Below are 24,610 nucleotides of genomic sequence, written 5' to 3'. Positions count from 1 at the left end.
GGTGCAGAATGCCGCAACAAACACCGGCCAATCGTCGCGTACGAAGTTGATTCGAAAGGGATTGATTTTGGTGTTACTGGTGCTGGCCGTCCTTACGGTCCGGCTCGTTTACCAGCGGCAACATCCCTATTCGGTAGAGGTTTTTGCCTCGTCGGGTGGTTGGGGTTATTCAATACTAGACAACGGAAAGCCATTTATTCATCAGCCTACTATTCCGGGTCAGCCCGGGCTAGTAGGCTTTGCTTCCAAAGCAGAAGCCCAGCGGGTTGGTGAACGGGTGGTGGAGAAAATACAACAGGAAAAGGCTCTGCCTACCCTGACGAGTGAAGAACTACGCCAACTGGGCGTAAAAATCCCCTGAATTTTTTGCTTATGCGTACTCTCTGGTACGCCGGTTTGCTTTGGCTGGCCGGTATAGTGCTATTTGCTTGCCAATCGGGCGATCTCAACGTTGGGCAATCGGTTATCAACCCGCTTCAATTGCAGGTTCAATCGGTTGATACCATGACGGTTGAAACGTCGACGGTCATGCGGGCGGACTCGTTCGTAACATCGGCCGATGCGGATATGGTTGTAGGGCAATGGACTGATGCGATTACTGGCAAGCAGACAGCGCAGGCTTTTGCAGCCATCGACTATCCATCCAATTCGTTGATTTCCCAGACTAATTTGCGGCTGGATTCGCTGGTTCTCGAACTAGGGTACTCCTTCACCTACGGAGACACTACTTCTACGTTTGACCTGGGGGTGTACCAGATCAACCGACCGCTCCAGGCCCAGCTCTATTACAATACAAGTTCCGTACCGTATGCAGTTGATCCACTGATTCAACAACGGTTTGTTCCTCAACAGAACAGTGGTAACCGACTGATTCAGATCCGTTTACCGGCGCAATTGGCGCAAACGTTGTACGACAAAATTGTCAGTGGCGAGATAACGGATAATATTACGCTAAATGATTTTCTGCCCGGCTTCGTCTTGGCAGGTAAATCCGCCACGAACACCTTCCTCGGGTTGACAACGAGAACGACCGTAAGTGGTTTACGAATGTATTATCACGATACCGATATTAACCGGACGGCGTCGACTCTCCTATTTCCCATTTCGTCGCTTCACTTTACGAACTTAAAAAACGATCGTACCGGGACACCCCTCAGTGCGTTGAAGGAGCGTTCAGATGCGGTTAGTAGTCGTTTGACCGACAACACAACGATTATCTCCATTGGTGCCGGCCTGCAAACTCGTGTCGAGTTCCCTTATTTGAACGACTTTTTTCGCCCTCAGACATTTGCTGATTTAAATCGTGCCCTGTTAGTGATCAGTCCGGTTCGAACGAATACGCGGGATAATGCGAACCCGCCGTCTTCGCTGCAATTGTATGGAACGAACAACATCAATGAGTTCATCTCAACCGTTCCGGGTGGCCCAACCGGCACTGAACAGGCATCAGGGAACTATGTGGCTGATCAAAATTCACAGGTTGCTTCTATCTTACCGGTTGACAGCTACACCATTGATTTAACCTATTACGTAGGGCAAATCATTAAAAAGAAAGCCACCAGCCGCCCGCTGCTGCTTACGATTCCAACTCCTTCCGGTGGGATATATACCTTACGCCAGTTGATTCAGCGGGTAACCTTGGGTAACCAGCAACGTCAGAATGACAAAATGCAGTTGAAGCTGTTTATGACATCCAATACATCAGGGTCTTAAGTTGACACGCCACTGATAAAACGAAAAAGGGGGTCGCTTGTACAAGCGACCCCCTTTTTCGTTTTATCAGTGATCCATTCAGGACATGCAGTTATAAACCCGTGAGCGAATATGTTGCTCCTTTTTGCGTGGCAAATGTAGTCAGATACCCCATACTAGTTTGTTTTGACTCAGCTTTGGCACCCTTCACACGTATGGGACGACTGGTTCTGATTTGGCAAAGTTCCCCGTTTAACGATTTAACACTGGCTGTGCTCAAGCGGTGATTCTGCCAGTTTATATCAATTTCAAAACCACCCCGCGCTTTCAGGCCAGTAACACGTCCTTCTTTCCAGGCATCGGGCAAAGCTGCCAGTAAATGGATATCACTCAGGTGACTCTGGATCAGCATTTCAGCCATACCCGCCATACCACCGAAGTTACCGTCGATCTGGAACGGTGGGTGTGCATCGAAGAAATTGGCATACGTACCTCCCCCACCTTTACTGACATAGCTGGTTGTCGTTTGGCCGGTAAACCGCAGTAACTCCCGGAGCAGGAGGTAAGCGTGATTACCATCCAGCAAGCGGGCCCAGAAGTTTATTTTCCAGGCGCGGCTCCAACCTGTGCCAGCGTCACCCCGCAGCTCGAGCGTTTTTTTGGCAGCAGCGGCAAAGTTAGGGGTGCTGATGGGTGAAATCTGACGACCCGGATGCAGACCAAACAGATGCGAGACATGCCGGTGCTGGGGGTCTACGTCCTCGTAATCTTTACTCCATTCCTGAAGGTTTCCTTTATGACCAATGTGCAGCGGGTAAAATTTGGCCCGTTTGTCAATCAGTAGCTGGCGGAACTCGGCATCGGTATTCAGTGCTGTCGACGCGTCGATAAGGTTGGTGAACAGATCCCACATGATGGACATATCCATAGTGGTGGCTTTGGAGATAGAAGCTGGTTGGCCTTTCGCATCAATAAAGTCATTTTCCGGCGACCCCGACGGCGCCACTACCAGATAGCCGTCTTTGTCAGGATAGAGCCAGTCCAGGTAAAACTGGGCTGCCCCTTTCATGATAGGGTAAGCCGTTTCGGTCAGAAATTTCTTATCGCCCGTGAAGCGGTAGTGCTCATACAGGTGCTGACTCAGCCAGCCACCCGCCTGATTCCAGTTGGCCCACTTGGGGTCACCCTCTCCCCGATCGCCTACAGGATTGGAAATAGCCCAAATGTCGGTGTTATGGTGAGCGACCCAACCCTTCATATTATAAAACTCTTTGGCGGTAGCGGTCCCCGTTTTTGCCAGTTCACCGATTAATCCGAACAGTGGCTGGTGCAGCTCGGAGAGGTTCGTTACCTCCACCGGCCAGTAGTTCATCTGGGTGTTGATGTTGATGGTGTAGTTCGAACTCCAGGGTGCCCGCAGTTCCTTGTTCCAGATGCCCTGAAGGTTAGCAGGTACATCATTTACCCGCGAACTTGAAATCAGCAGATAGCGCCCATACTGCCCATACAGCGTTTCGACACCAGGGTCATAGGCTCCCTGGCTATAGCGAATTAATCGTTGGTCAGAAGGCAGGTTCAGGCCGGGATTGGCGTTCGTTGTATCAGTGATGCTAAACGAGAACCGGTTAAAGAAGCCCTGATAATCGGCCTTATGTCGTCCCAGTAAAGTGGTAAAATCTTTAGCCGATGCCTGATTAATGATATCTTCGGCCAGCTTGTTTTCATCCTTTCCATCTTTATCCGGGCATTTATCATAGCCATTGAAACTGGTTGTGGCCGCTACGAGCAGCAGCACCTCGGTTGCGTTGCGAACGTGGATACCCGCCGTATCAGTCCGAACACTTCCGCCTTTGTTCAGTGCTTTTACCCGTAACTGAAACCGCATTCCCTTACAGCCCGACGCATCCGCATAAATGACATGTTCACGATCTTTGGGATTGTAGTAATTGGGATCGACCTGACTCGGTGCCTTTCCCTTCATCACCAGTTCACCATTAGGGTTGGTCGTGTTCTGAAAGCGTAACTGGCTTTTGGTCGACGCATCGAAACTTAGCTGACCGGGTTTACTGGCGGTAAGCCGGACAACCATCAACCGATCGGGTGCCGATGCGAATACTTCCCGGGTATAGACGACGCCATTCAGGGTGAATCGGGTCGTCGCTACGGCATTCTGGAGCGACAGATCCCGGTAATAATTAACCGGTGTTACCCCCTTGAAATCCTGTTTCAGGACCAGATCGCCCAGGGGCAGATACGATTGGGTATAAAGTCCCTGCATCTTTTTTGCGAGTTCAATCGCCTGCTTGTAATCTTCCCGTTCAATCGCTTCCCGCACCTTTGGCAGATAGGATGGTGATTCGGGATTGACACGCCCCGATACCGGACCACCCGACCAGAGCGTACTTTCATTGAGTTGAATAAGCTCCTCATCTACTTTACCGAAAATCATCCCACCAATACGGCCGTTTCCAACCGGTAAGGCCTCGGTCCATACAGAGGCTGGTTGGTTATACCAGAGCTTGAGATTCGATTGAGCAAAGAGCGGACTTGACAGGAAAAGGCACAGGAATAACCAATAATTTCTAAGCATACTTTTTTAGATGTTTTCGATCAACAAAAGGCAATAGAGTACGCATATTAACCTCTCTTTAAAAAGCATAGATAGTCGATTATATCCTGAATGACTAGCAAGAATTGATGATTGTATTTACTAGATCCGCAATCGGTTGCATTCATCCCCCCTTGGAACAGGTCATCAGGAATACCTTTTTTCAAGGGCGGGTACGTTTGTCGTTCAAACGGATTGGACGTATTGAGATTAAAAGATAATCGGTTTAGCCATGACAAATTCACACGAACAGCTAGTCATTAGCGTTATCTTAGTTACTTACGCTGTAAACACTAAGCGCTAACTTTAAGATTAAAAGCGGATTAACACTGCCACGTTTTCGACTGACACAGCGTAAGGACTAAAAAACAGATAAAGGGTTACCCCCACTTCCAGCAATGACACGCTACGAGTTCTTAAAATCAATGGGTTTTACCGGGGCAGCCCTGATGGCGGCATTAACTTCCTGCGTTCGGGACGAAGATACCGTCGTAAACGCGCTTACCCTACCCGGAACGCAGAGCAGCACCGTAACGCCACCCACTTCGACCACGACCAGCTCTGGTACGACGACAACACCAGCGACTTCCACGGCCACGACAAATGGCACGGATCTGAGTAAAATAACCAATCGCCTGCTCACAATCGACCTAACCAGTTCGGCCGCTGCAGCCCTCAAAGCGGTGGGAGGGTATATAGCGCAAAGTGGTATTGTCGTTGCACAGGTAAGTTCAGGCACTTATGTAGCCGTAACGCAAACGTGTAGTCACGAACCTAAAAAAGCCATTATCTTTAATAAAACAGAGTTTTACTGCACCCAGCACGGCGCTCGATTTAACCTGGCGGGAAAAGGCCTGAACAGTTTCGGAAGTAAGGGCCTGGCTGTTTACAAGACCGCCACCGATGGTAAAACACTGGTCGTTTATAGTTAGTCCATTCAGACCTAAGCACAGAGACGTATAATGAAACTCACACTGATCTCGCTCCTATGCTGCCTGTTGGCAACGGCACCTGCCTGGCAGCTAAATTTTGACCAGGCAAAAGCAGAAGCCGCCCAATCGCACAAGTTTATTCTTCTCAACTTTTCGGGTTCCGACTGGTGCGGCCCGTGCATTAAACTTAAGAAAACTATTTTTGAGTCGGCTGATTTTGGCCAGTATGCCAACGACCATCTGGTGCTGGTTCGGGCCGACTTCCCCCGCTTGTCAAAGAATCAGTTAGATGCCCGTCAGACAGCACATAACGAAGCTCTTGCTGAAAAATATAACAAGCAGGGTAAATTTCCCTTTACCGTGCTGCTCGACGCCAACGGCAAGGTCCTGAAAGAGTGGGACGGTTTTCCGCAATCATTGACCGTAGCGTCCTTTATCGAAACCATCGAATCGGTTAGCACAACGGCCAAATGACGGTACCACCCCTTATTCATAAACGGGTCCAGCGGCTTATGGGTAACCGCTTTGAGCTGAGTGTTGTCAGCCCCGACGCTGGCTGGGCCAATGAACGCCTTGATGCAGCCATTTCGGAAATTAGCCGCATCGAACGGTTACTGACAACGTATAAGGACGATAGTCAGACGAATCAGATCAATGAATATGCCGGCATTCGACCCGTACATGTGGATGAAGAAGTGTTTGCGCTCATCGAACGATCGCTACGGTTGTCGACACTCACACAAGGGGCCTTTGATATCACCTATGGCTCTATTGATAAGCGGCTCTGGAATTTCGATACCGCCATGACGGCCTTACCTTCCCTCCAAACGGCACGGAGTATGGTTAAACTGATTAACTTCCGCAATGTGCTGCTGGACGCCGAACAGCGAACGGTGTTCCTGAAGGAAAAGGGCATGCGCATCGGATTTGGGGGTATTGGAAAAGGATACGCGGCTGAGCAGGCCAAACGGGTATTACAGGCTGGGGGCGTAGAAAGCGGCATTGTCAATGCCGCTGGTGACCTGACTACCTGGGGCGCCCAACCCAACGGGAAGCCCTGGACCATTGGCATTGCGGATCCGAATCTAAGCTCTCATGAGGCCTTTTCGTATCTGGCTATCAGCGACATGGCCATAGCAACATCGGGTAGTTACGAGAAATATGCGGTTATCAACGGCAAACGATATGCCCACACCATCGATCCCAAAACCGGCTATCCGGTATCAGGTATAAAAAGTGTAACCATCATTGCGCCCAATGCCGAACTAGCCGATGCGCTGGCAACACCCGTGATGGTTATGGGCGTACGGGTCGGGTTAAACCTGATCAATCAGATGAAGCATGTAGCCTGCATTATTATCGATGACACCGATAAACTTTTCACATCGACCAACATCCGAATTAAGTCGCCTGCGATGGCCTGACTGCATTTATTCAACCCACTGGACACTGGAATGAAAACAAATAAGATCATCCTACTTGTCGGCATTACCCTGATGGGTTTATCTGGATGCACGACGGTAAAAGAGTACCAGAAAAGCCGGATCAACGACGCCGAAATGGAATTATCGGCTCGAAAATCGGAAAAGTTCGAGCAGAATTTTTATCTCTATCGCGAAGGGGCTGCCGGCGCTAATGGAGGCAAGAGCGGTGGAGGCTGTGGCTGTAACTAAGCACTATTGACCATGAAAAAAATCTGTATTTCCGTTGGACTATTGCTTAGTTTATGGCGTGCCGGCTATAGCCAATCCCTCGATAAGCCCGCTTACGAAAACCGAAAGCTTAAACTGGAAGAAGTTAACTTTGTCTCCAGCTATTATCAGCAGAATGGCAACAATTCGGCTGTTACTGGAGGCATTGGTACCGAACATCTGACTGATTACGCTCAGTCAATTGATCTGGTTCTTAAAACGACGGACCGGCACGATCGACAGCATACGCTCTCGTTTGATTTCAACATCGACCATTACACGTCGGCGTCATCCGATAACATCGACCCTCTGACGGTATCTTCCGCTTCTCGGAGCGATACGCACATTTATCCCTCTGTTGCCTGGAGCGTCCACAATAACGACAGTCGTACCACACACGGGGTTGCCCTCTCCTACTCAACGGAATATGACTATAAATCATACGGTATCAACTTTAGCTTTGCCAAAGCATCGGCGGATAACAACCGGGAAATAAGCCTGAAAGGAGGAGCCTTCTTCGACACCTGGAAAGCCATTCTGCCGCCCGAATTAAGGCCGGAAGGGTATGGCTCGGGGGCTCATGGCGATCGGGACCCTGTTGACTACAAGCCGCGAAATTCGTATAACGTAAGCCTGTCGTTTTCGCAGGTGATCAACAAGCGATTACAGATGCTGTTCACCGTCGAACCGGCCTATCAGCAGGGGTTACTCAGCACGCCTTTCCATCGAATTTATTTTCAGGATGGTGCCGAAACGGTGGAACGACTCCCCGGCAGTCGCCTGAAGTTGCCCATCGGTCTTCGACTGCATTACTTCATGGGTGATCGGGTTGTGATCCGTACATTTTATCGCTACTACATCGACGACTGGGGCATGCAGGCACATACGGTTAATCTGGAAACGCCCATTAAGCTTACTTCGTTTGTATCGATCAGCCCGTTTTACCGATTCAGTCATCAAACAGCCGTTCGGTATTTTGCTCCCTATGAGCAACATAAGTCAACGGACAAGTATTACACCAGCGACTATGACATATCTGGTTTCACCAGCCAGTTTCTGGGAACCGGTCTTAGAATGGCCCCTCCGGGCGGATTGTTTGGCATGGGCCACTGGCAAAGCGCCGAGATACGATTTGGGCACTATATCCGAAGTACAGGTATGGTTGCCAATAACATTACGCTGCTGGCAAAAATAAAATAACCCTTTTAAAGAATCGGGCATGCTGGAAAGCAGGAACGAATGCGTATAAAATCAGTGCGTTACTCTTTGCTCTATATGGAGTAGCTCACTGATAACCTGATCTTAAACAAAACGATAACGTACTGACACCGGCGTTTTTTTTTGTTTACGTTTCGATCAGAATTCTCTTCTACTACAGTCGTATTGAGTGAATGACCAGGTAAATTGAACGACTTGCGTATGCGGCTTTTTACCCTTAAGTGTGTATTCTGGCTTTTAATACTGATACCAGCTATCCCTGCACTGGCCACACACCAGGTTGGCGGACAGCTGGAAATGAGGGCTATTGGCGATGTGCCGGGGCATTACCGGATCATAGTGACTAATTATCTGGAGAATGGCACACAGGGCATTGCCCGCCAGTTGAGTACGGGCGTTGTCGGTATTTTTCGCAAACGCGATGATGTACAGATGACGACCTTCACGGTTACCCAAACCGGTGCAAAAGAACAGGTTGTTTATGCCAATGCCTTTTGTGCCTCCCAACGTAATCTAAACTTCGTTGTCTGGACGTATGAAGCCACTATTCAGCTGGCTCCCGGCAGTTATAGTGATTCTCAGGGGTACTATATTTCCTACCAGACCCGCAACCGGAATGCAGGCATCAATAATATCAGTAGCCCCGATCAGACCGGCTTTACCTTCTACCTGGAATTTCCGGCACTTCAGCAAAACGGGCAACTCGTTTCCAATTCCTCTCCCCGTTTTGGCACCGTTAACGGTGAATACATTTGTCTGGGTTCGCCGTTTACGTTTCCCTTTGGCGGTAAAGACCCCGATGGCGACGAGTTGCGGTACTCGATGATAACTCCTTTGAATCAGAAAGGAAACGGACAGAATACGGTATCGGGTGGCCCCTATCCTGACATAACCTGGCGGCCTGGATTCGATGCGAACAAGGCTATTCCAGGCAGTCCAACCCTGAGCATAGACTCGCAAACCGGCGAATTATCCGTCACCGCTACTGAGCTGGGATTATACGTTTTTGCCGTGAACGTGGAGGAGTTTCGAAACGGGGTAAAAATCGGCGAAGTACGGCGTGATTTCCAGTTTTTGGTCATCGACTGCCCCCCCCAAACGACACCCGATCCCGCCGTACAAATTCAGAATAAGCCAGCTTTATTATCGACAACTATCTGCCAGGGTGAATCGGTTGTGCTTCAGGCGGCTGTTAACCCAAACTGGAATTATCAGTGGCGCCAGAACGGAATCAACATAACGGGCGCGACCAACTCATCCATAGCAGTTGGTAGTGCCGGTGAATACATGGTGGTTGTTTCGCAGAAAGCCGTCTGCAGTAAGGTGGGAAACTCCGAGAATGTAACCGTTAGTATAGTCGAAAATAAAGCAAAATTGTACGAGAGCGGCCACTTATGTGCCACAACCGGAACGGTACGTCTGACGGCGGTAGGCCCAACGGCTGTGCGCTATCAGTGGTATCGCGATAGTCAGCCGTTGACCGGTCAAACTGCCGATACGGTATCGACAACACAACCCGGAAAGTTCTGGGCCGTTCTGACTAACATTGCGTTCGGTTGCAAAACGAATAGCGACACTACGTTGCTCGAACGGTCGGCGGCCGTTGTCGCCCTCATCAAGTCGTCATCTGGCGAAAATCGCATTTGTCCTGATGCGTCACTGCCGTTGACCGGTAGTGGTGGTGTCAGTTACAACTGGCAAAAAGATGGTGTAACCGTAGGGACCAGCAGCGGTGAGTATTCGACCAATCAGCCCGGAACTTTTGTACTAACGGCTACGGATGGCTTTGGGTGCGTCGGTACGTCACCGCCGGTAATCATTACGCAACTGGCTGCCCTTACGGTAACACTCGATTCTATTCCGGGCGTTTGTGGTCCAAACAATCCTACCTATACACTGTTCGGTGCGCCACCGGGGGGCGAATATGGCGGCACCGGCGTGGAATCGAACACGTTTAGTCCCAAAGCAGCTGATATTGGAAACCACGAATTGACCTATACAGTGAAAGCCGCTCCCGAATGCGCCGGAACGGTGGCCCGGCGCATTGCGGTGGTGGCTCCCATACCAACTATTCAGTTGGCCGACTCCCTTACGACTTACACGGGTAACACATTTTCCCTGAATCCAGTCTACACCGGGAATCCCAATCAGTTTCTGTGGACTTCATCAACTTACCTGGACGACCCAACGGCCGCCAATCCAACGATTAATAACATTGGCGACGACATAACGTATACGATTGATGCCCAAAACAGTACAGGCTGTGCCGTTAAAGACACGATTCACATCACCGTATTTGCCAGGGTTTGGATACCCGACGCGTTCTCACCGAATGGCGATGGTGTCAACGATGTGCTGGAACTACCGGGCATTGAGGCTTTTCCGGACGCTATCATCACCATTTTTAACCGCTGGGGTGAGGTCATCTACTCATCGGGCAAAGGCTACAAAAACCCGTTTGATGGAACACTCAACGGAACCTCATTGCCAACGGGCGTGTATGCCTACACACTCTCGACCGTACCTGAGAAGCCCGTGATGCGGGGGAGACTGGTCTTGATTCGATAAACCTGTTTTCGGTGTAATCAGGGCGTACGACTTTTGCGGCCCGGTCCCCAGATGGCACGACCCGGAAAAACGCCGGTATGTTCGCCGTCTTTCAATACTTGCCGACCATTTACAAACACATGCTGAACCCCCACAGCATATTGAAAGGGAGACGCGAATGTGGCTTTATCGGCAATGATTGCCGGATCAAATATGACTAGATCAGCAAAATAGCCCACCTGCAATAAGCCCCGGTTGGGTAATTTGTGATTCGTAGCGGGCAAACTCGTTAACCGACGAATGGCTTCTTCGAGAGGCATAACATGCTCATCCCGAACGTATTTACCCAGAAGCCGGGCAAAATTACCGAACGTGCGGGGATGAACAACGCCAATGTCGTTTCGATTTTCAGCAATCGACGCAGCATCGGAGCCAAACGACACCCACGGCTGACTTATACCTTTCCTGACATTCTCCTCCGACATGAGAAAATAGGTTGTTTCGACCCGGCTTTTGTCGGCGACGATCAAATCCATAACGGTTTCAATGGGGTCTTTCTTCCAGATGGCCGCCATCTGGCCAAGTGTTTTGCCATTGTATTTCTTGAGCGAATCCACCTCGAAAGCGGTTAACAGAATGTTATCCGTCGATCCCGCCAGTTGAAACATGTTCTCCCAGTCGTTTCCACTTTGCCGCACTTCGGCCATTAATTTCTGGCGCGTAGCCGGGTCCTGCAATCGTTTCCAGCCCGCCATAAAGCCCCCGTTAAACAGGTAAGGCGGCAGACAGGAAGTGAGACCAGTTGCCCCGGCGGTATAGGTGTACATGTTTGCCGTTACATCCTGCCCCTGCTGCCGAGCCTTGTTTATGAGCGTTATGGCCGATTCCATCCGTGGCCAGTTCCGCTGACCGGACGCTTTGAAGTGATACAATTCGACGGGTAGTTTCGCTTCGCGGCCAATCTTTATTAACTCACTAACGCCTTCGTCCAGCCGGTCGCCTTCGCTGCGTATATGGGCAATATAGCGTCCGCCAAACCGGCTGGCCTCCTGACAAAGAGCCACCAGTTCGTCGGTAGTCGCAAATGAGTTGGGCGGGTAAATCAAGGCGGTGGTGATTCCCAACGCCCCCTCTTCCATCGCCTTGCGGACTATAGCCCGCATCTGCCTCAATTGCCCGGGCGTTGGCTTTACATCCGCTTCGCCCAGTACACTTTCACGCACTTGTCCGGCACCGAGGTACGAGGCAATATTAGGCGTTATGCCTTTTTGCTGCAGCCTGTCCATGAACCCGGCCAGCGTTGTCCAGTTGCTGGTCAGGTTATAGGGCTTCAGATTCATATTCACCTGCTGCCGCATGGCGTCGGTGTTGATAGGCCCCCAGGAAAGCTCGCCAAAGACCTCGGTTGTGATACCCTGTTTAAGATCACTCATCGAATGACCATCGTGCAGCAGCTCAAGCCCCGTATGCGACAGCACATTAATAAAACCGGGCGCCACTGCTTTACCCTGCGCATCAATAACCGTGATTGCATTGGCCTTCGCCAACTTGCCGACAGCTACGACACGATCACCCCGTATACCCACGTCACCCGGCTGAGGGGGTTTCCCGGAGCCGTCGTAGATGAGTCCGTTTCGAATCAGAATATCAAAAGAAGTAGCGGTGGTTTTCGCCGACTGAGCCCAAAGACAGTTACAGCCGGTGAGTAGTAAAAAAAGAGTGAGGAGCGCGCGCATGGGGTACGGTTTTGGTTGGTCAATATACCAATTGACTGACAAACGCCTGATAGCCATTTCGCCATTTATCAATAAAAAATACCGGGGTGAACCAAAAATTTGGTTCACCCCGGTATTAGAAATTATCTTATATAAGTGCTGTCTAAAGTAAGTGGTAGCGGATTAGCAAACAGGCAATCCGTTGACTGGTTTTCTACACATACCTAATAGAGTACCATTTTTTAACTAATCAACCGCTCCAGCGGTCCGGCAGTTAACCTACTTACTACGGCACAAGTACTTAGGCCTGCTTGGTCAACTGGATGTTCAGAACCAGCTTTACGTCGTCACTAACCACAACGCCACCGGCTTCGGTAACGCCATCCCAGGTCAGCCCAAATTCTTTCCGTTTAATGGTGCCACTGGCTTCAAAACCAGCTTTGGTTTGACCGTAGAAATCAACCATCTGACCACCATGTTCCACTTTTAAGGTTACAGGCTTGGTGACGCCACGAATGGTTAGATCGCCCGTTAGGTTATAGGTATCGTCACCCGTTTTCGTCATGGATGTTGACGAAAACGTCAGTTTAGGATGCTGTTCTGCATCGAAGAAGTCAGCAGATTTTAGGTGACCATCGCGTTGCTCTTGTCCGGTGCTGATGCTGTTGATGTCGGCAGAGAACGAGATTTTTGCATCGCTGAAATCATCGCCATAGGATTCAACCTGACCTTCGTACTGACCAAACGAACCCGTTACGGTCGAGATTACAAGGTGTTTGACTTTAAACTGGATTTCGGAGTGGGTAGGGTCAATAGACCAGGTTGTTGCGGTTGCGGGTTGTGCTTCCATTGTGTGCGTATGTTATTACGTGTTGAAGTATTTGATGTATATACATTTAATTTTAGCGATTCGTTTCATTCGTTTGAAAAAAAATAAAACAGGAACTAAAATCGATATTCCAAATTTATGCCGATCACAATTTTACGCACGTAGGTGATACAGGTCTGCCAGGCAACTCGAACACGGATGACTGAGCGTTGAAAGAAATACCGCCCGCCTTTTTTAGACATGCGATTTTAGGAACCGGGCAAATTAATTGAACACAGGGGTAGTAAGAATCTAGCGTCTTCAGGTCGACTCCTGATTCTTTGTGTTCAATTAATTTGCGTAGGTAATCCTTCGTAAAGGGCCATTCATTCATGGCCGAGTCACTACTTAATCAGCATAATAGCGGCCATGATCTCGATTCCTTCCCAGAGGTACTGAACCTTCACATTCTCGTTCTCGGCGTGTTGATTGTTATCATAATTCACCACGGGCACCGATACAACATTCGCTTTCAGCACCTTTTCGAAAAGAAAGAGCGGTAAGCTCCCTCCCGATGAAGGGGATAGAACAATGGGTTCCTTACTGGTCGATTGCACGGCGGCAATAACCTCCTGAGCAATGGGCAGATCCATGGGCGTTCGCTGGGCGTTGTACCCATGCCCCGATGTAATCTTGATAAGCTTCGGGTACTGCTGCCGTTCCACATCCGTTGGCTCATGGTCGATCACCTGATACCCCTGCGCACGAATATGGTCCGTCACGCGCCCGATCTGACGAGCTACGTCGTTACCGCGAACGAGTCGGAGGTCAAGAACGGCCTCGGCTTTTGTTGGGATGATGTTCCCCGCCATGGCACCGACATTCGCACTTTGCATACCATTAATGTTCAGCGTCGGACGCATAAGCAGTTCCACAAATGAGGTACCGTTGCCATCCGGCTGTGCGATGCCCAACTCCTTTTTAAGAGCGGCTTCCATATTCGGTACGTTGGCCATCGCCTGTTTTTCGCTGGCCGTTAGCGGCACCACATCGTCATAAAATCCTTTGATAACCACATGGTCATTGTCGTCTTTCATACTGGCCAGTAATTTCACCAGGCGCATGGCAGGATTGGGTGCCCAGTTGCCATAGTTGCCGCTATGAAGGGGGCGTTTGGGGCCATACACGGTCAACTGCATGTTCACGTCGCCCCGGACACCAAACTGCACAACGGGCTTACCGGACACGTGCCGGGGACCATCGGCAATGATCCAGAGATCGCTGGCCAGCTTATCGCGGTGCTTATCGAAAATCTCTCCCAGATGTGTCGAACCAACTTCTTCTTCCCCCTCAAAAAAGAATTTCAGGTTGGCGGTTAAAGGAATCTTGCTCTTTACCAGTGCATCGTAGGCATTCAATATCGTCATGACACCTGCCTTATCGTCGGCGCTCCCCCGCCCCGACAGTCGCCAGGCTGGGTCAATGGGTTGTCCTGATGTATAGGTAGTCACGATTTTACCGCCCTGCTCAATGGGTGCTGTTATGAATACGGGCACAAAGGGTTGCAGGCCCTCACCCCACTGTTTGGGGTTTACCGGCTGGCCGTCGTAATGCGCATAAAAGATGATCGTTTTTTTGGCATTCGGCACCTTAACCTCGCCAAACACGGCTGGTGTTGTACCGGGATTTGGCCCCTCCAGCAACTGTCCGGCAATACCGCGCTTCTTCATCATTTGAAGAATAAAAGCCGCATTTTTCCGGATGTTGGCCGAGTCGGCCGAAACGTTTGGAATAGCCAGAAACTCCCGGTACTCATCTATCAGCGCCGTTTCCTGGGCCTGTCGAAACTGGCGGACACGCTGCTGCGTCGTTTGGGCCTCAACGCTAAGCGTTGCCATGACGGCCAAAAAGAGAATCGATTTAATAGACATTATGCGCAGTTGTTGATTCATTCGCATTCCGGTGGGTATTAACATTCAGGTCATTAAGTTATAAATCTGTCAAAAACGGTTAAAATTAATAAGCTGCTCTCTACCGTTCGGCTACACCTTTCGCGCTGGTGTTCGGCACTTTTGCCAGTTCCAAACCGAAAGCGCTCAATTTGGCTACATTCCCCTGCGTATCGAGCAGAAAGTTTAGGGGATCTTTCCCATTCCAGAACTGATCGTAGGTTAAACGGAAGGTGTCGTAATGCCAATGATCGAGCTGTCCGGACATGACATCATTAAGCGAGATGTGTAGCTTTCCGTCTTTTACCTTCACCTCGGCTTTACCGTAAACCGGGCTGGTGTACGCGCCCGTGTAGGCGGTCAAAGGCAGCGATGGTTTGGTGTTCAGCACCCGCGTACTGTCGGCTTTGCGTTCGGCTAGCCGGGCTTTTTGCTTAAATCCTCCGTATAATTTGAGTAATTCCACACTCCAGTCGTGGTCTACGCCCAACGCAAACTCATCGAACGCCCGGAACATTAGCGCGTGGCGCAGTTCGGCATGGTCGAGATTACCCTGAATGTAAACGGCCAATTTCTGATCGGGCAATTGCCCGTGAATGGCGATCATTCCGGTCAGGCTACCGGTGTGGAAATTAATGCGATGCCCCCGATAATCCTGCTGAAACCAGCCGAGGCCGTAGGTTTTCCAGACGGGTTTGGTTAACAGTTGTGTTGGGTAAAATTCGCTGTCAGTCACCAGCGTCTGGGGTTTGAACAGTTCGGCCCAGGTAGCGGGTTTCAGCAGGGTTTTACCCTGATAACGGCCACTATCGAGCATGCACTGCATCCAGGCGGTCACATCATCGGGGCAGGTCCAGACCGACCCGGCAGGCCCAACGGCATCGACAAGCCCTTCTTCCTCCCGGCTGTTTACGGCGCGAATCACATCGTTCATCTCCACGTGCGGTTTAGCCCGATTTGGGTCTGTCACTTCACCAAACAGCGCCCGCGTCCGGCTCATGCCCAGCGGCTCAAAAATGCGGGTCCGGATAAACACATGCCAGGGCATACCGCTCACTTTTTCCAGCACTTTACCAGCAGCCAGATACATGATATTTTGGTAAATAAACCCCGCCCGAAGCGAGTAAGATGGTTTCACGAACCGCATCCGGCGCAAAATTTCGTCGCTCGGAATCTTCATGGCAGCCCAGAAAACATCGGCATTTCCAACACCCGTATTATGAATCAGCAGATCACGCACCCGCAATTCCCGCGTAACGGCGGGGTCATACAACTGAAATTCAGGCAGGTAGTTGATAACCGGATCGTCCCAATGCAGTTTTCCCTCATCGACCATCATGCCCAGGCAGGCGGCTGTCATCGCTTTGGTCGTCGACGCCATGGCGAAAAGCGTTTGGGTATTGACCAACTCGGGTTTGATTGCCGGGGAGGCTGGGAGTTCGCGAATGCCGTACCCCTTCTTGGATAACACTTTACCGTCTTTAACGACGGTGACCGTTAGGCCCGGCACTTTCCATTCCCGAACGGCCTGCTGAACATACGTTTCATAGCGAGCGACCGGATCGACAGCGTTCTTTTTTGATTGAGCGAGAAGCGGAGATGTATGACAGCCAATGGAAAATACAGCAATCAGTAGAAGATTATTTTTCATGAAGGGTCATTTAAAGCTCTAATATAAGGCCTTATGCGTATATGCGCGAAATAATCAGTATTTCATACCGTCATTGTACCCGCTACTTCGACACCTTCGTAAGCGACTAAAAAGGGCGAAACCGATTCCTCACTGAACCCCAGAAGCGCATTCCTGCCAGACAACTATTTTAACAGTTCATAGCGGGCATTTTCCGTTTCATCCAGTTTGGCCGTGTACACTCATAACGGACCGGATACTTTTGACCTCAGTAAACAACAAATACAACTTCCTCTTTTCATGAAACCAACAACATACATCCCCCTGGACCTCCGTGTCCAACACCTTGGCGTACTAATGCCAGTGGCCTCTAAATGGCTGTTCGTAACCTTACTAAGCAGTTTATTCCTGCTATCCAGCTGTAAAAAAGAAACCGATGTCAATCCGGCAGGAAATATTTTGGCCAACGCCGGCCCCGATCAATCGGTGCAGGTAGGGCAGCTTGTCACCCTCGACGGCTCATCCTCGACCGACAGCCAGGGCAAGCCCCTGACCTACCAGTGGACACTGCTCCGGAAGCCAGCCAAAAGTACGGTTGTCCTGGCCGAGCCAACATCGTTCAAGCCCACCTTTAAACCCGATGAGATTGGCGAATATGAGCTGGGACTTGCCGTTTCCAGTGCCAATGGCAAAAGCACCGATAAAGTACTCGTGACGGCTTCTGTGGCCGAACCTCTTGCCATTACCGCCAACATCACGGTAAAAACTACGTTGATCGACCGGGTTCTCAACCCCGAATTACCGGATTACATTGTTACAAAATCCATCGATGTCAACAACGAGCTGACCATAAATCCCGGCGTGGTCATTGCATTCGAGCGCGACGTTCGGGTAAATGTGAATGACGGGGGCGGATTGCTTATTGCCAAAGGAGAAGCCGACAAACGTATCCGATTTGTGGGCGTGCAGCGCACCAAAGGCTACTGGGTCGGCATAGCCCATTATTCGGGCAGCAACGCCAATACGCTTGAGTATGTCGATGTACAGAACGCAGGCAGCCGCCCCATTTACAGCACCACGAAGTCAGCTTTGTTCTTATCGGGTGGCAGTAAGTCCCAGATTACCCTTAAAAACTGCTCGTTCGCGCAAAATGATGGGTACGGGATCTATGTATACGAAGGTGGTATTCTTCGCGAGTTTGCTCAGAACGCCTTCTCGAACAACACGGAAGCCGGCATTTTACTCGACGCTCTTAACGTTGCCAAACTGGACCGGGCCTCGACCTTCACCAACGGGAACGGCCGGAATGTGGTCGAGATCACCCCCTCCGGACTGACGGGGACCACCGAAGTGAACTGGACTGGTTTCGACGATAAATCGCCGTATCGGATCACCGGTGAGTTTTCGGTCAATACGGGTTGGAAGGTGAATCCGGGCGTGGTGGTCGAGATGAATCGGGATGCCGTCATCCGGGTCAATACCAGCGGGTATCTGATGGCGAAAGGTACCGCCACCCAGCCGGTGACGTTCACCAGCGCAGAGCGGCAGGCCGCCTATTGGCGGGGCATTATCTGCTATTCTCAGGATGCCAAAAACAGTCTGGAAAATGCAGAAGTAAGCAACGCCGGCAGCATTGCCATTGTGTCGGGTAAGAAAGCGAACGTGGCCATTTACGGTACTAAAGCCGCCATGTCGATCCGGAACACCCGCATTATGGGCAGCGGTGGCTACGGGGTGTTTGTGGCCTATGGCGCTTCCGCCAATACCGATCTCACAACGGCTAACACGTTCGACACCAATACCCAGCCGAATGTGCTGATCGAGCGATAGTACCATTTGCCCATTTCGTTCACCTGACCAGTATACCATTCATGACCTTTCAGATTTGGGGAGCGGTTTTTACAGGCATGGTCCTGTCGATCATGTTACTCAACGTAGTACAGTGGATTATGTACGGCGATCGGAGTTACGGCTTGTATACGCTTTACATGATGGCCTGGCTGTTTTATTTCGGCTTACGGGTCTATGCGTTTCGTGACTGGTTTTCGACAGAAACAAACTACTTTGTCAGAGCAGCCGCGCCCATGGGCGCATATTATATCTATTTCGATTTTGCCGATGCTATTCTGGACTTACGACGGCATTTACCCGTTTTTTTTCGGCAGCTGCAGGCCATAAAAGTAGGCATTCTAATCTATGTGTTCGTTCAATTCGTTCTCTGTTACCTGGTCGATTGGCAGCCCGATGTATATGAGTTCACCTTCGTTGCGATGCGGCTGGCAATGGCAGCACTGGGTGTGTATGGCATTCGGCAAATGCTCACCCTGGGCGACATCGTCTCGCGCGCCTACGCCATTGGTACGGCTTTTTTGTTGACGGGCGGCCTGACGGCTATGTTCATGTCGCTGGCCTGGCCCCACGAAAACTGGGCAGGCACGTTCTGGAGGGTATCTCTGACGTATATGCAGATTGGTATCATTGCCGAGCTGGTCTGTTTTTCGCTGGGGTTAAGCTATCGGCAACGGCGGGCAGCGGTTCGAAATGCCGTGGTCGAGCAGGAATTGAAGCACGAACGCGAACGCCATCACCGCGATCAGCTAGAGGCCGAACTGGCAATGCAGCGACTGGAACAGGAAAAAACGGAGGTTCATATCCGGGCCCTGCAGGCACAGGTGAACCCCCATTTCCTGTTCAACAGCCTCAATTCCCTCAGCGCGCTCATTGACGATGATCCGCAGCGGGCGGGTGTTTTTCTGGACGAACTAAGTTCGGTGTATCGGTACCTGCTGCGAGCCAATAACCAGGCGTTAACACCCCTGGCTTCAGAACTGGCGTTTATTCAGTCGTATTGTCATCTACTGCAAACCAGGCATGGCAACGCCCTTCAGGTGGTTTATGAGGTCGATCCGCCCCTGCTCAACTGGCAGCTGCCGCCACTTACGCTGCAATTGCTGGTTGAAAATGCGGTGAAACACAACATTGCGTTACCCGACAGACCCCTTATGATTTCGATCAATACAACAGGGCATGATCGGTTGATCGTTCGGAACAACATCCAGCGAAAGCGTATGCGGGTGGCTTCTAACGGGGTTGGTCTGGCAAATATCTGGTCAAAATATCAGATGCTTAACCAGCCAACCCCTACCATCTCCGAAGCCAACGGACATTTCGAGATTACCCTGCCGCTTATCGAAACGGCAGAGCAGGTGTAAACGCACCTAGCCCATCCGTTTAACCCTTTATAGAAATGTCCTTCATGAACAGCAGCCGATTCGGGTTGGCTGACTGGCATAGTCGTGATCAGCATAAACAGTTTTCCCGATAAAAAGCCGTGCGTACATCCCCTTTTTCGAGAAAATACGAACGGGTATTCAGCTAATTAGTGATCAGTAAACCAACAAATCCTCTTTTAAACCAATGAAAAAATTAGTCATGGCAATGCTGTCGATCGCATTGCTCAGTACAAGCTGCAAGAAAGGAAACGATGTGGTCAACCCTGATGAAGGACCCGGCGGTTACGTCCCTGCCCAGGTAGCTGGGAAATGGATGTACGGGTCATTTTCCATGAGCGAATTCTGGAGTTATGACGGGCGCTACCAGGGTAACCCCTTTGAACTCGCGGTGGTATTTGATTTTAAGTCAAACGGGACGTATGAAAAGTATTTTGTAGCATCGGCACTCGATTATTCAACTTGCAAGACACAGGCATTTACGTACGAAAAAGGCCGGGTAACCTTCGATGAAGCCGATAGGTCATTCACAACCGTTTCGGCGGAAGGCAGCTATCGGGGGTTTTATTCCTGTGTTCCCAGTAAGAATATAAACCGGAAAATGGAACGCTCAGAGATGAAAACCCAGACTTATTATTATACCCTGGGAACGGGCAGTAATAACAAGAAAAACCTGGTTGTGCGCTTCGATCGCAACGATACCGCCGTGAGCACGTTCCTGCCGACTTCCTGGTAACGAAGAGGTAAGCGTTGGAGCGGTGGATTGCCAAATGAAAGCCGCTTCATCCGCGGCTTTTTACGTTTCAACCCCTTTAGGATTGAGTGAATACGCCCGACAACCCAATTTTGCTTAACAAAAACAACAACTACTCATGAAAACATCAAAACGTATCCTTTTTGCTACCATGCCTATGGATGGCCACTTTAGTCCGCTTACCAGCCTGGCCGTTCACCTGAATAACATTGGCTACGACGTCCGCTGGTATGTGGGCGGCCATTATGGCGAGAAAGTTCGTAAACTTGGCCTGCACCACTACCCGTTTGTCAAAGCCCAAACGGTCAATCAGGAAAACATAGACACTCTTTTTCCGGAACGGGACAACATTAAAGGGACAATTGCCAAATTACAGTTCGACATAAAACAGTTGTTCTTACTCCGCGTTCCGGAGTTCATCGAAGACCTGACCAACATCCAACAGGACTGGCCGTTCGATCTGCTGGTCCATGATGTCGCTTTTTTTGCAGGGCCGTTTATAAAGGATCGTTTCCATGTAAAAACCGTTTCGGTGGGTGTGGTGCCGCTTGTGGAAACGGATGAACTGCTGCCCCCTTCGGGTCTGGGCCTGCAACCCATGACCGGTATTGTGGGCGGTCTGGCACAAAAAGCATTGCGCTATCTGGTTCAGAAAGTCATGTTCAAACCGTCCACCGACTTACATAACCAGATTCGGCGGACCTATGGTTTACAGCCTGACACCGGATTCCTGTTCGATTCGGTGGTGCGGACGGCGGACGTTTACCTGCAAAGTGGCGTACCCAGTTTGGAATACCCGCGCAAAAAAATCAGTCCGAATGTCCGCTTTGTTGGTCCTTTACTGCCCTACAGCAAGTCACAAAAACACGCCTTCGAGTACGCGGCAAAAGCGTTGACGTACGAAAGAGTCATTTTAGTCACTCAGGGAACCGTGGAGCGCAACACCGAAAAATTACTTGTTCCAACCCTGGAAGCCTTCAAGAATGATCCCGACACGCTGGTCATTGCCACAACGGGCGGCTCCGGAACGGCGGAGTTACGTGGTCGTTTCCCTCAGGAAAATATCATCATCGACGATTTCATCGACTTTACTGCCGTAATGCCCTATGCACACGTATATGTAACGAATGGGGGCTACGGCGGAGTTATGCTGGGCCTTCAACACAATCTACCCATCGTTGCGGCCGGGGTTCATGAAGGGAAAAATGAGATAGCCGCCCGAATTGGCTACTGTAAAGTCGGCATCGACCTGAAGACCGAAACTCCGAAGCCCAACGCCATTCGCAAAGCCGTTGAGACCATATTACGGGACGAAACTTATCGCCAGAACGTCCGTAAGATGAGTCAGGAATTTAGCAGCTACAAGCCCAACAAACTGGCGGAGAAATACATACATACGCTTCTGGCCCCACTGGCTGAACCTGAGCTGGTAAGCCTATTATAAAAGGTTCTGATCGTTATCCTGACCGGAACAGAAAAATTATCAAAAACCGATTTTGTCAAACACATCAATACCTACGTCTGCTCTCCCCGACCGAAGACTTGACATACGTGTTGATGTGTTTATTTGATTAGTATATTTACTCAAAAAATTAACGCGCTGCCTACTTGACTATACTGAATGACAATTGGTTACGTACAGTTAACCTTGCCATGTTTATGACGGAAGACTTGAGCCCTTTTCCTGAGCAGAATACCTGAAATTGTTGCTTTATTTCGCCAGCTATATTCTGTGGAGATCATTAACGACCGAAAGTTACGCATCATTGGCCCACTGATCCTGTTTTTCGTGGGTACGCTTTTTTTTCGATTGAACTGGTATTTAGAACTACCGGTCGACGAATTGATCTATTCTGACTTGATCGCGATTTCAGCTGGTTATTTCTGCTGGAACCTGGCCCGCTGGTCGGTCAAACAACTTCAGCAACGATATCCCGGATTAGCCAACACGCGCAAACGGCTGTTCTGGATGGGGGTACTTATGCCCATACTGGTCAATATTGCCTGGTTTGTCCGGCAATGTGCTCAAATCACCGTGAATGGTGCGGCTATCTGGCCGACATTACCCGCCTATACCTACGCCCTGGGTATTCAGATTTTTTACCATTGTGTCTATTTTGTGATCTACGAAGGCAGCTATGTGATGCGGGCCTGGCAATTCACGTATGAGCAAAATGAAAAGCTGAAGAAAAACAAGCTAAAGCATCAGCTCGATACTTTAAAGAGCCAGATCAATCCTCACTTTCTATTCAACAGCCTCAATTCACTGTCGATGCTCATTTACGAGAATCCCCGGCAGGCAGAAAACTTTGTGGATGAGATCAGTAACGTTTATCGGTATTTGCTGCGGGCCAACGAACAGGAGTTAACACCACTGGCCAGAGAATTGCAGTTCATTCGCTCTTATTTTCAATTGCTTAAAACCAGGTATGGAGTTGGGATCGACCTGAAAATTGAGGTCGATGACTGGCAGATGGAGCGAAAAATACCACCGCTGACGTTACAGTTGCTGGTCGAGAATGCCGTTAAGCACAATGTCATTTTACCCGAAAGTCCGTTAGTGGTTACGATTCGAACGCAGGGGCAGACGCTGGTTGTGCAGAACAATTTACAACGCAAAAAGACAGCGGTGCCTTCCAATAAAGTAGGGCTGGCAAACATTGCCACCAAATACCGACTGTTGGGGCAGCGTGAGGTCGAAATCAAGGAAGTGGATGGCCAGTTTACGATTACACTTCCGTTACTTTCCAGCCAAGCCGAGCCCAACGCTGCCTCATGAAACCGACGTCCGACCTCCGACTCCGTCTGCTTGGCCCGGTGGGGCTTTATCTCTTCGTAGCCCTTTTTTTCCGTCTGGACTGGTATTTCAAATTACCACCCAAAACATCGCTCTTTAACGACGCCATCGCCCTGACAATGGGGATAATTTGCTGGCAGATAGCCCGCTGGGTGGTTTTGCAGATCCAACACCGCAACCCGGGCCTGGCCAACACCCGACGGCGGTTGCTCTGGCTGGCCATCGCGCTCCCGTTTCTGGTCAATTTCGCCTGGGTCATCCGACTTACGGCCCGCTTCCTGATCGACGGAAAGTTTCTGTATTTCAGCAGTGCTGTTGAGTTAAGCCGAAACATCGGCATCCAGATCTTTTACCATTTCATCTATTTTGCCGTTTATGAAGGGTTGTACATTTTGCGGCAATGGAAACGGGAAACGATCGAAACGAACACGCTCGAAAAGGTGTCGCTCCAAAGTCAGCTGGCATCGTTGCAGCACCAGGTAAACCCGCACTTTCTGTTCAATAGCCTCAATTCACTCTCCTCATTAATTGCTGAGAATGCTGGTCAGGCAGATACGTTTCTGGACGAGCTGACCTCTGTTTTTCGCTACCTGCTGCAGGCCAGCGAACGACAGTTGGTAACCCTTTCCGAAGAAGTAAATTTTATCCGCTCGTACTTTCATCTGTTGGAAACCCGCTACCGAACTGGTCTGGTGCTGGAACTGGCTATCGACCCGGCACACATGGCACTGTGCTTACCACCTCTTACACTTCAGGTTCTGGTCGAAAATGCCGTTCGGTACAATGTCATTTTACCCGATAAGCCCCTGCATATACGTATTTATACCACGTCCGATCAGCGACTGCACGTCGCCAATACGCTTCAGCCCAAGATCATACGGGTCGACACCATGGGATCAGGTTTGGATAATTTAGCTACCCGATACCAGTTGTTGAGTCAGGGGGAGATGGAAATTGAAGATCAGTCCGGCTGGTTTACAGTCGGGTTGCCACTTATACAAGAGGGAACAATGACTGAAGCAGGATAAACAGCAGGCAA

Annotated in this window: 19 protein-coding genes; 14 read left to right on the top strand and 5 right to left on the bottom strand. The window is 50.2% G+C overall.

Annotated elements, in window-relative coordinates; translation table 11 throughout:
- Position 1: 1 nt before the first annotated feature.
- On the top strand, positions 2 to 361 hold the full coding sequence (locus tag ACYVK4_RS14325) for a DUF4907 domain-containing protein (RefSeq protein WP_461128204.1): 360 nt from the start codon (positions 2 to 4) through the stop codon (positions 359 to 361).
- Positions 362 to 372: 11 nt separating this feature from the next.
- A complete protein-coding gene (locus tag ACYVK4_RS14320; RefSeq protein WP_461128203.1) occupies positions 373 to 1,713 on the top strand; it encodes a DUF4270 family protein in 1,341 nt (446 codons plus the stop codon).
- Positions 1,714 to 1,804: 91 nt separating this feature from the next.
- Here the strand turns inward: ACYVK4_RS14320 and ACYVK4_RS14315 are convergent, their stop codons facing one another.
- On the bottom strand, positions 1,805 to 4,282 hold the full coding sequence (locus tag ACYVK4_RS14315; RefSeq protein ID WP_461128202.1) for a glycoside hydrolase family 95 protein: 2,478 nt from the start codon (positions 4,280 to 4,282) through the stop codon (positions 1,805 to 1,807).
- A 416-nt stretch (positions 4,283 to 4,698) separates the two neighbouring features.
- Here ACYVK4_RS14315 and ACYVK4_RS14310 point away from each other — a divergent pair, with 416 nt between their 5' ends.
- From ACYVK4_RS14310 to ACYVK4_RS14285, 6 genes are all read left to right on the top strand, one after another.
- Positions 4,699 to 5,232 (top strand): Rieske 2Fe-2S domain-containing protein, encoded by a 534-nt coding sequence (locus tag ACYVK4_RS14310; protein ID WP_461128201.1) that lies wholly within the window; start codon positions 4,699 to 4,701, stop codon positions 5,230 to 5,232.
- Between the two features lie 30 nt (positions 5,233 to 5,262).
- The gene (locus tag ACYVK4_RS14305) at positions 5,263 to 5,706 is read left to right on the top strand and encodes a thioredoxin family protein (RefSeq protein WP_461128200.1); all 444 of its coding nucleotides are present in this window, start codon (positions 5,263 to 5,265) and stop codon (positions 5,704 to 5,706) included.
- Positions 5,703 to 6,656: an FAD:protein FMN transferase gene (locus tag ACYVK4_RS14300; protein WP_461128199.1), complete on the top strand. Its 954-nt coding sequence runs from the start codon at positions 5,703 to 5,705 to the stop codon at positions 6,654 to 6,656. The genes ACYVK4_RS14305 and ACYVK4_RS14300 overlap by 4 nt, the downstream gene beginning before the upstream one ends.
- A gap of 30 nt (positions 6,657 to 6,686) precedes the next feature.
- Positions 6,687 to 6,905, top strand: a complete 219-nt coding sequence (locus ACYVK4_RS14295; RefSeq protein ID WP_461128198.1) for a DUF4266 domain-containing protein — start codon at positions 6,687 to 6,689, stop codon at positions 6,903 to 6,905.
- 12 nt (positions 6,906 to 6,917) lie between these two features.
- On the top strand, positions 6,918 to 8,123 hold the full coding sequence (locus ACYVK4_RS14290; RefSeq protein WP_461128197.1) for a DUF3570 domain-containing protein: 1,206 nt from the start codon (positions 6,918 to 6,920) through the stop codon (positions 8,121 to 8,123).
- A 219-nt stretch (positions 8,124 to 8,342) separates the two neighbouring features.
- Complete coding sequence (locus ACYVK4_RS14285; protein ID WP_461128196.1) at positions 8,343 to 10,709, top strand: gliding motility-associated C-terminal domain-containing protein; 2,367 nt, start codon at positions 8,343 to 8,345, stop codon at positions 10,707 to 10,709.
- A gap of 17 nt (positions 10,710 to 10,726) precedes the next feature.
- Here ACYVK4_RS14285 and ACYVK4_RS14280 read toward each other — a convergent pair whose 3' ends face one another.
- The 4 genes from ACYVK4_RS14280 to ACYVK4_RS14265 all read right to left on the bottom strand — a co-directional run bounded on the left by ACYVK4_RS14280 (position 10,727) and on the right by ACYVK4_RS14265 (position 16,811).
- Positions 10,727 to 12,424, bottom strand: a complete 1,698-nt coding sequence (locus tag ACYVK4_RS14280) for an N-acyl-D-amino-acid deacylase family protein (RefSeq protein ID WP_461128195.1) — start codon at positions 12,422 to 12,424, stop codon at positions 10,727 to 10,729.
- Positions 12,425 to 12,704: 280 nt separating this feature from the next.
- Positions 12,705 to 13,253: a YceI family protein gene (locus ACYVK4_RS14275; protein WP_461128194.1), complete on the bottom strand. Its 549-nt coding sequence runs from the start codon at positions 13,251 to 13,253 to the stop codon at positions 12,705 to 12,707.
- A 362-nt stretch (positions 13,254 to 13,615) separates the two neighbouring features.
- A complete protein-coding gene (locus ACYVK4_RS14270; protein WP_461128193.1) occupies positions 13,616 to 15,142 on the bottom strand; it encodes a M20/M25/M40 family metallo-hydrolase in 1,527 nt (508 codons plus the stop codon).
- A 100-nt stretch (positions 15,143 to 15,242) separates the two neighbouring features.
- Positions 15,243 to 16,811: a serine hydrolase gene (locus ACYVK4_RS14265; RefSeq protein WP_461128192.1), complete on the bottom strand. Its 1,569-nt coding sequence runs from the start codon at positions 16,809 to 16,811 to the stop codon at positions 15,243 to 15,245.
- Between the two features lie 279 nt (positions 16,812 to 17,090).
- Between ACYVK4_RS14265 and ACYVK4_RS14260 the strand changes: the two genes are divergently transcribed.
- The 6 genes from ACYVK4_RS14260 to ACYVK4_RS14235 all read left to right on the top strand — a co-directional run bounded on the left by ACYVK4_RS14260 (position 17,091) and on the right by ACYVK4_RS14235 (position 24,599).
- A complete protein-coding gene (locus ACYVK4_RS14260; RefSeq protein WP_461128191.1) occupies positions 17,091 to 18,620 on the top strand; it encodes a right-handed parallel beta-helix repeat-containing protein in 1,530 nt (509 codons plus the stop codon).
- A 41-nt stretch (positions 18,621 to 18,661) separates the two neighbouring features.
- The gene (locus ACYVK4_RS14255; RefSeq protein ID WP_461128190.1) at positions 18,662 to 20,002 is read left to right on the top strand and encodes a sensor histidine kinase; all 1,341 of its coding nucleotides are present in this window, start codon (positions 18,662 to 18,664) and stop codon (positions 20,000 to 20,002) included.
- Between the two features lie 205 nt (positions 20,003 to 20,207).
- Positions 20,208 to 20,756 carry a hypothetical protein gene (locus ACYVK4_RS14250; RefSeq protein ID WP_461128189.1) on the top strand — a complete coding sequence of 183 codons (549 nt, stop codon included), beginning with the start codon at positions 20,208 to 20,210 and terminating at the stop codon, positions 20,754 to 20,756.
- Positions 20,757 to 20,892: 136 nt separating this feature from the next.
- A complete protein-coding gene (locus ACYVK4_RS14245; protein WP_461128188.1) occupies positions 20,893 to 22,218 on the top strand; it encodes a glycosyltransferase in 1,326 nt (441 codons plus the stop codon).
- 288 nt (positions 22,219 to 22,506) lie between these two features.
- A complete protein-coding gene (locus ACYVK4_RS14240) occupies positions 22,507 to 23,553 on the top strand; it encodes a sensor histidine kinase (protein ID WP_461128187.1) in 1,047 nt (348 codons plus the stop codon).
- The gene (locus ACYVK4_RS14235; protein ID WP_461128186.1) at positions 23,550 to 24,599 is read left to right on the top strand and encodes a sensor histidine kinase; all 1,050 of its coding nucleotides are present in this window, start codon (positions 23,550 to 23,552) and stop codon (positions 24,597 to 24,599) included. Before ACYVK4_RS14240 ends, ACYVK4_RS14235 begins: the two co-directional genes overlap by 4 nt.
- Positions 24,600 to 24,610: the final 11 nt, after the last annotated feature.

The sequence above is a fragment of the Spirosoma aerophilum genome (genome assembly GCF_054782495.1).
This window is presented reverse-complemented; position numbering and strand designations above follow the sequence as displayed.

Coding starts and splice junctions, on each gene's coding strand:
- ACYVK4_RS14320 (WP_461128203.1), top strand. CDS start 373: ATGCGTACTCTCTGGTACGCCGGTTTGCTTTGGCTGGCCGGTATAGTG.
- ACYVK4_RS14315 (WP_461128202.1), bottom strand. CDS start 4,282: ATGCTTAGAAATTATTGGTTATTCCTGTGCCTTTTCCTGTCAAGTCCG.
- ACYVK4_RS14310 (WP_461128201.1), top strand. CDS start 4,699: ATGACACGCTACGAGTTCTTAAAATCAATGGGTTTTACCGGGGCAGCC.
- ACYVK4_RS14305 (WP_461128200.1), top strand. CDS start 5,263: ATGAAACTCACACTGATCTCGCTCCTATGCTGCCTGTTGGCAACGGCA.
- ACYVK4_RS14300 (WP_461128199.1), top strand. CDS start 5,703: ATGACGGTACCACCCCTTATTCATAAACGGGTCCAGCGGCTTATGGGT.
- ACYVK4_RS14295 (WP_461128198.1), top strand. CDS start 6,687: ATGAAAACAAATAAGATCATCCTACTTGTCGGCATTACCCTGATGGGT.
- ACYVK4_RS14290 (WP_461128197.1), top strand. CDS start 6,918: ATGAAAAAAATCTGTATTTCCGTTGGACTATTGCTTAGTTTATGGCGT.
- ACYVK4_RS14285 (WP_461128196.1), top strand. CDS start 8,343: ATGCGGCTTTTTACCCTTAAGTGTGTATTCTGGCTTTTAATACTGATA.
- ACYVK4_RS14280 (WP_461128195.1), bottom strand. CDS start 12,424: ATGCGCGCGCTCCTCACTCTTTTTTTACTACTCACCGGCTGTAACTGT.
- ACYVK4_RS14275 (WP_461128194.1), bottom strand. CDS start 13,253: ATGGAAGCACAACCCGCAACCGCAACAACCTGGTCTATTGACCCTACC.
- ACYVK4_RS14270 (WP_461128193.1), bottom strand. CDS start 15,142: ATGTCTATTAAATCGATTCTCTTTTTGGCCGTCATGGCAACGCTTAGC.
- ACYVK4_RS14265 (WP_461128192.1), bottom strand. CDS start 16,811: ATGAAAAATAATCTTCTACTGATTGCTGTATTTTCCATTGGCTGTCAT.
- ACYVK4_RS14260 (WP_461128191.1), top strand. CDS start 17,091: ATGAAACCAACAACATACATCCCCCTGGACCTCCGTGTCCAACACCTT.
- ACYVK4_RS14255 (WP_461128190.1), top strand. CDS start 18,662: ATGACCTTTCAGATTTGGGGAGCGGTTTTTACAGGCATGGTCCTGTCG.
- ACYVK4_RS14250 (WP_461128189.1), top strand. CDS start 20,208: ATGAAAAAATTAGTCATGGCAATGCTGTCGATCGCATTGCTCAGTACA.
- ACYVK4_RS14245 (WP_461128188.1), top strand. CDS start 20,893: ATGAAAACATCAAAACGTATCCTTTTTGCTACCATGCCTATGGATGGC.
- ACYVK4_RS14235 (WP_461128186.1), top strand. CDS start 23,550: ATGAAACCGACGTCCGACCTCCGACTCCGTCTGCTTGGCCCGGTGGGG.